Source organism: Lishizhenia sp. (assembly GCF_057456495.1).
In genome coordinates, this window is the sequence record NZ_JBVCPV010000320.1 from 1 (window position 1) to 1704 (window position 1704).

The following is a 1704-nucleotide window of genomic DNA, read 5'->3' on the forward strand; positions in this document are numbered from 1 at the left end:
AAAATTCTAGACAAGGAAGTGAAGAAATGCAGTTCACCACCGAGCAACAAAGTGCTGATGACTATCTAGAGGGGTTCGACGAATTCGACGATTTTGATGAAGAATTTTCTTCTTCTGACTTTGACAACATAGACGATTTAGACATATAACATGCTCAAAGAAAACGATGCTTTCGGTGCAGCAATAGCTGATTACGAAAACGGTATACACGGTGAGAACATTATCGTTCATTCCGATATTTGCGACGATGATGTAATTCCTGTTGACTGGTTATTCAGAACAGAAAACCAAATGCCAGAGATTGAAAAAAAGGCTTTGGAGTTGTGCAAAGGTAAGGTGCTAGACATTGGCGCATGTACCGGTGTTCACGCTGAAGCACTTATTTTAAAAGGATTTGAAGTTGAAACCATAGATGTTTCACCTGGTGCAGTTGCTTTCCAACAAAAGCTAGGGATAAACGCAAAGGAGCAAGATTTCTTTGCTATGACTGGTGGAGACTATGATACCTTATTGATGATGATGAACGGTATTGGAATTGCCGGTAAATTATCAGAATTGGAAAAGACCTTATTTCAAGCCAAGAAACTTTTAAAGCCAGGTGGTCAAATATTGTGTGACTCTACAGACATTAAATACCTTTTTGAAGATGAAGAAGGTGGAATGTGGGTAGATTTAAGTACAGAATACTACGGTAACTTCCAATTTCAAATGGAATATAAAGATGCGAAATCAGAATGGTTTGATTGGTTATATGTTGATTTCGGAAACTTGAAAACAACAGCCGAAAAACTAGGTTTCAATGTAGAATTGGTCCTTGAAGACGGACAAAGCTATCTCGCAAAACTTTCCCTAAATGCATAAATTAAAATTACTTAGCCTCTCCATAATTACCCTTGTAACGTTAAGCGCTTGTTTCAATAGAGCGCAAGTTACACCCTTAGCACCAGCGGATAAACCAACTTTGCTTTGGCGTATAGATAAAGGAGAAAACACCAAGGGATACCTTTTTGGAACGATGCACATCATTGCTGAAAAGTATTACTATTTCCCAGATAATTTAGAACAACTTATTTTAGATGCGGATAAGGTGGTTTTAGAAATTGGCGAAAAACCCAATGTTTTTGAAGTTGTAAGACTCATGCGCTCAACAGATGGAAACATCCTTGATAAAATGACACAAGCTCAACGCGACTCAGTTTACAATTTCATCGATAAAGAAATGGGGAAAAATCCAGAAAAGATTGCTCCTCGCTTAGGGGGAATGAAACCCATGATGTTACAACAATTCCTTGCTTCGGCTGCTTTTCCCAAAAAGTTCGAAAGCTACGAGGAAGATATTTACAAACTTCAGAATAAAGCAAAAGCTCCTTTCGTAGGTCTAGAAACGATGGAAGAACAAATTGCTTTGTTAGACAATGCAAGCACTAAAGAAAACATTGAAAGCATTATGGCTACTGTAAGAGATATTGAGGGAGCTCGTGCTGAAATAGAAAAACTCTCAAAACTACACCGTGAGGGAGATGTTGAGGCCTTGTATGAATTGATCAATAATCACCCTGAAATGGACGGATTAAACATGGATGACCTCTTGCTAAAACGCAACGCCAACTGGATTCCAAAACTCACACAAATTATGGAAAGTGAAAGTGCTTTCATAGCAGTAGGTGCTGGACATTTAGGGGGTGAACAAGGGGTTATTAACCT

At 38.5% G+C, this 1704-nt stretch carries 2 protein-coding genes; both read left to right on the forward strand.

The window, feature by feature from the left end:
- Positions 1–150: 150 nt before the first annotated feature.
- Positions 151–861: a class I SAM-dependent methyltransferase gene (locus AC22ZQ_RS14545; protein WP_318959473.1), complete on the forward strand. Its 711-nt coding sequence runs from the start codon at positions 151–153 to the stop codon at positions 859–861.
- A partial coding sequence (locus tag AC22ZQ_RS14550) for a TraB/GumN family protein (protein ID WP_318959474.1) occupies positions 854–1704 on the forward strand: 851 nt, incomplete at its 3' end. The genes AC22ZQ_RS14545 and AC22ZQ_RS14550, both read left to right, overlap by 8 nt.